This window comes from Pseudomonas sp. TREG-RG-20F-10-E-6-01, assembly GCF_022662455.1.
Classification (GTDB): domain Bacteria; phylum Pseudomonadota; class Gammaproteobacteria; order Pseudomonadales; family Pseudomonadaceae; genus Aquipseudomonas.
Genome location: NZ_JAKNQP010000027.1, coordinates 1 through 5,475, shown reverse-complemented (window position 1 = coordinate 5,475; position 5,475 = coordinate 1). Strand labels below are relative to the sequence as shown.

The 5,475-nt window shown below is 50.9% G+C and carries 2 tRNA genes and 2 rRNA genes; all 4 read right to left on the bottom strand.

The window, feature by feature from the left end:
* Positions 1 to 219: 219 nt before the first annotated feature.
* Positions 220 to 3,111, bottom strand: a 23S ribosomal RNA gene (locus L8K08_RS30040).
* Between the two features lie 251 nt (positions 3,112 to 3,362).
* Positions 3,363 to 3,438, bottom strand: a tRNA-Ala gene (locus L8K08_RS30035).
* A 30-nt stretch (positions 3,439 to 3,468) separates the two neighbouring features.
* Positions 3,469 to 3,545, bottom strand: a tRNA-Ile gene (locus L8K08_RS30030).
* 83 nt (positions 3,546 to 3,628) lie between these two features.
* Positions 3,629 to 5,165 (bottom strand): 16S ribosomal RNA (locus L8K08_RS30025).
* Together the 16S and 23S rRNA genes with 2 tRNA genes alongside form the textbook arrangement of a ribosomal RNA operon.
* Between the last annotated feature and the right edge of the window lie 310 nt (positions 5,166 to 5,475).

Sequence of the window (5,475 nt, the reverse complement as noted above, 5' to 3'; positions counted from 1 at the left end):
CTGAGTTCGGGATGGGATCAGGTGGTTCCAATGCTCTATGGTCGTCAAGAAATTCGGGTACTGAGTCGTGACCATGCGGTCTCGCTTCAGCAAATTGGGTATGTGACAGCTTTCGGTGTTTTGTGAGGTTCGAACTTTCGGTTCATTTCGTCTTCACACACCGCAATCTGGTGCTCTTTTGCTTTTCAGCTCGAAGCAAGCAAATTGCTTGGGTGTTATATGGTCAAGCCTCACGGGCAATTAGTATTGGTTAGCTCAACGCCTCACAGCGCTTACACACCCAACCTATCAACGTCGTAGTCTTCGACGGCCCTTCAGGGAACTCAAGGTTCCAGTGAGATCTCATCTTGAGGCTAGTTTCCCGCTTAGATGCTTTCAGCGGTTATCTATTCCGAACATAGCTACCCGGCAATGCCACTGGCGTGACAACCGGAACACCAGAGGTTCGTCCACTCCGGTCCTCTCGTACTAGGAGCAGCCCCTCTCAAATCTCAAACGTCCACGGCAGATAGGGACCGAACTGTCTCACGACGTTCTAAACCCAGCTCGCGTACCACTTTAAATGGCGAACAGCCATACCCTTGGGACCGGCTTCAGCCCCAGGATGTGATGAGCCGACATCGAGGTGCCAAACACCGCCGTCGATATGAACTCTTGGGCGGTATCAGCCTGTTATCCCCGGAGTACCTTTTATCCGTTGAGCGATGGCCCTTCCATACAGAACCACCGGATCACTAAGACCTACTTTCGTACCTGCTCGACGTGTCTGTCTCGCAGTCAAGCGCGCTTTTGCCTTTATACTCTACGACCGATTTCCGACCGGTCTGAGCGCACCTTCGTACTCCTCCGTTACTCTTTAGGAGGAGACCGCCCCAGTCAAACTACCCACCATACACTGTCCTCGATCCGGATAACGGACCTGAGTTAGAACCTCAAAGTTGCCAGGGTGGTATTTCAAGGTTGGCTCCACGCAGACTGGCGTCCACGCTTCAAAGCCTCCCACCTATCCTACACAAGCAAATTCAAAGTCCAGTGCAAAGCTATAGTAAAGGTTCACGGGGTCTTTCCGTCTAGCCGCGGATACACTGCATCTTCACAGCGATTTCAATTTCACTGAGTCTCGGGTGGAGACAGCGCCGCCATCGTTACGCCATTCGTGCAGGTCGGAACTTACCCGACAAGGAATTTCGCTACCTTAGGACCGTTATAGTTACGGCCGCCGTTTACCGGGGCTTCGATCAAGAGCTTCGCGTTAGCTAACCCCATCAATTAACCTTCCGGCACCGGGCAGGCGTCACACCCTATACGTCCACTTTCGTGTTTGCAGAGTGCTGTGTTTTTAATAAACAGTCGCAGCGGCCTGGTATCTTCGACCGGCATGAGCTTACGGAGCAAGTCCTTCACCCTCACCGGCGCACCTTCTCCCGAAGTTACGGTGCCATTTTGCCTAGTTCCTTCACCCGAGTTCTCTCAAGCGCCTTGGTATTCTCTACCCAACCACCTGTGTCGGTTTGGGGTACGGTTCCTGGTTACCTGAAGCTTAGAAGCTTTTCTTGGAAGCATGGCATCAACCACTTCGTTAACTAAAAGTTAACTCGTCATCAGCTCTCGGCCTTAAGATCCCGGATTTACCTAAGATCTCAGCCTACCACCTTAAACTTGGACAACCAACGCCAAGCTGGCCTAGCCTTCTCCGTCCCTCCATCGCAATAACCAGAAGTACAGGAATATTAACCTGTTTTCCATCGACTACGCTTTTCAGCCTCGCCTTAGGGACCGACTAACCCTGCGTCGATTAACGTTGCGCAGGAAACCTTGGTCTTTCGGCGTGGGTGTTTTTCACACCCATTGTCGTTACTCATGTCAGCATTCGCACTTCTGATACCTCCAGCAAGCTTCTCAACTCACCTTCACAGGCTTACAGAACGCTCCTCTACCGCATCACTTACGTGATACCCGTAGCTTCGGTGTATGGTTTGAGCCCCGTTACATCTTCCGCGCAGGCCGACTCGACTAGTGAGCTATTACGCTTTCTTTAAAGGGTGGCTGCTTCTAAGCCAACCTCCTAGCTGTCTAAGCCTTCCCACATCGTTTCCCACTTAACCATAACTTTGGGACCTTAGCTGACGGTCTGGGTTGTTTCCCTTTTCACGACGGACGTTAGCACCCGCCGTGTGTCTCCCATGCTCGGCACTTGTAGGTATTCGGAGTTTGCATCGGTTTGGTAAGTCGGGATGACCCCCTAGCCGAAACAGTGCTCTACCCCCTACAGTGATACATGAGGCGCTACCTAAATAGCTTTCGAGGAGAACCAGCTATCTCCGAGCTTGATTAGCCTTTCACTCCGATCCACAGGTCATCCGCTAACTTTTCAACGGTAGTCGGTTCGGTCCTCCAGTTAGTGTTACCCAACCTTCAACCTGCCCATGGATAGATCGCCCGGTTTCGGGTCTATTCCCAGCGACTAGACGCCCTATTAAGACTCGCTTTCGCTACGCCTCCCCTATTCGGTTAAGCTCGCCACTGAAAATAAGTCGCTGACCCATTATACAAAAGGTACGCAGTCACAGAACAAAGTCTGCTCCCACTGCTTGTACGCATACGGTTTCAGGATCTATTTCACTCCCCTCTCCGGGGTTCTTTTCGCCTTTCCCTCACGGTACTAGTTCACTATCGGTCAGTCAGTAGTATTTAGCCTTGGAGGATGGTCCCCCCATATTCAGACAAAGTTTCTCGTGCTCCGTCCTACTCGATTTCATGACTAAGAGATTTTCGCGTACAGGGCTATCACCCACTATGGCCGCACTTTCCAGAGCGTTCCGCTAATCTCAAAGCCACTTAAGGGCTAGTCCCCGTTCGCTCGCCACTACTAAGGGAATCTCGGTTGATTTCTTTTCCTCAGGGTACTTAGATGTTTCAGTTCCCCTGGTTCGCCCCTTACACCTATGTATTCAGTGTAAGGTAACCATCTTATGATGGCTGGGTTCCCCCATTCAGACATCTCCGGATCAAAGTCTGTTTGCCGACTCCCCGAAGCTTTTCGCAGGCTACCACGTCTTTCATCGCCTCTGACTGCCAAGGCATCCACCGTATGCGCTTCTTCACTTGACCATATAACCCCAAGCAATCTGGTTATACTGTGAAGACAACATTCGCCGAAAATTCGATAATACTCAATTACGAGTAACTCACAAATTTTACCTTAGCCTGATCCGTTACCAGTGAAAGTAACGTTCAGTCTATCTTTCTATCACATACCCAAATTTTTAAAGAACGATCTAATCAAAGACTAGAAATCAACATTCACCATCACTTGGATGGAATGCTCATTTCTAAGCTTTCAAAACTTTCAGAAGCAGTAGTGGTGGAGCCAAACGGGATCGAACCGTTGACCTCCTGCGTGCAAGGCAGGCGCTCTCCCAGCTGAGCTATGGCCCCGTATTTCTACAGGCGTTTCCCACACAAAATTGGTGGGTCTGGGCAGATTCGAACTGCCGACCTCACCCTTATCAGGGGTGCGCTCTAACCAACTGAGCTACAGACCCAATTTCGGGCTGCTTCTTTATCGTCTTCTTCAATGAATCAAGCAATTCGTGTGGGAACTTATGGAGCAGCTGATGTCGTCGATTAAGGAGGTGATCCAGCCGCAGGTTCCCCTACGGCTACCTTGTTACGACTTCACCCCAGTCATGAATCACACCGTGGTAACCGTCCTCCCGAAGGTTAGACTAGCTACTTCTGGTGCAACCCACTCCCATGGTGTGACGGGCGGTGTGTACAAGGCCCGGGAACGTATTCACCGCGACATTCTGATTCGCGATTACTAGCGATTCCGACTTCACGCAGTCGAGTTGCAGACTGCGATCCGGACTACGATCGGTTTTATGGGATTAGCTCCACCTCGCGGCTTGGCAACCCTCTGTACCGACCATTGTAGCACGTGTGTAGCCCAGGCCGTAAGGGCCATGATGACTTGACGTCATCCCCACCTTCCTCCGGTTTGTCACCGGCAGTCTCCTTAGAGTGCCCACCATTACGTGCTGGTAACTAAGGACAAGGGTTGCGCTCGTTACGGGACTTAACCCAACATCTCACGACACGAGCTGACGACAGCCATGCAGCACCTGTCTCAATGTTCCCGAAGGCACCAATCTATCTCTAGAAAGTTCATTGGATGTCAAGGCCTGGTAAGGTTCTTCGCGTTGCTTCGAATTAAACCACATGCTCCACCGCTTGTGCGGGCCCCCGTCAATTCATTTGAGTTTTAACCTTGCGGCCGTACTCCCCAGGCGGTCAACTTAATGCGTTAGCTGCGCCACTAAAAGCTCAAGGCTTCCAACGGCTAGTTGACATCGTTTACGGCGTGGACTACCAGGGTATCTAATCCTGTTTGCTCCCCACGCTTTCGCACCTCAGTGTCAGTATTAGTCCAGGTGGTCGCCTTCGCCACTGGTGTTCCTTCCTATATCTACGCATTTCACCGCTACACAGGAAATTCCACCACCCTCTACCATACTCTAGTCAGTCAGTTTTGAATGCAGTTCCCAGGTTGAGCCCGGGGATTTCACATCCAACTTAACAAACCACCTACGCGCGCTTTACGCCCAGTAATTCCGATTAACGCTTGCACCCTCTGTATTACCGCGGCTGCTGGCACAGAGTTAGCCGGTGCTTATTCTGTCGGTAACGTCAAAACACCAACGTATTAGGTTAATGCCCTTCCTCCCAACTTAAAGTGCTTTACAATCCGAAGACCTTCTTCACACACGCGGCATGGCTGGATCAGGCTTTCGCCCATTGTCCAATATTCCCCACTGCTGCCTCCCGTAGGAGTCTGGACCGTGTCTCAGTTCCAGTGTGACTGATCATCCTCTCAGACCAGTTACGGATCGTCGCCTTGGTGAGCCATTACCTCACCAACTAGCTAATCCGACCTAGGCTCATCTGATAGCGCAAGGCCCGAAGGTCCCCTGCTTTCTCCCGTAGGACGTATGCGGTATTAGCGTCCGTTTCCGAACGTTATCCCCCACTACCAGGCAGATTCCTAGGCATTACTCACCCGTCCGCCGCTCTCAAGAGAAGCAAGCTTCTCTCTACCGCTCGACTTGCATGTGTTAGGCCTGCCGCCAGCGTTCAATCTGAGCCATGATCAAACTCTTCAGTTCAAACATCTTTGGGTTTTTAAGAAACCCTAAACTTGGCTCAGCAATCGTTGGTTACATCTTTGATTTCTCGCGGAGTAACTTGTGATGCTGATAATCTTGTTGACTATCAGTCTGACTCCACAAGCACCCACACGAATTGCTTGATTCAGTTGTTAAAGAGCAGTTGGTTAAGATCTTTCGTCTCAACCGAGGCGCGCATTCTACAGCAGCCTCATTTGCTGTCAAGTGATTATTTTCAGAAGTTTTCGAAGATTTCTTCAACAACTTCAACCACTTGCGCTTCCGATCTCTCGTTAGCGGGAGGCGAATT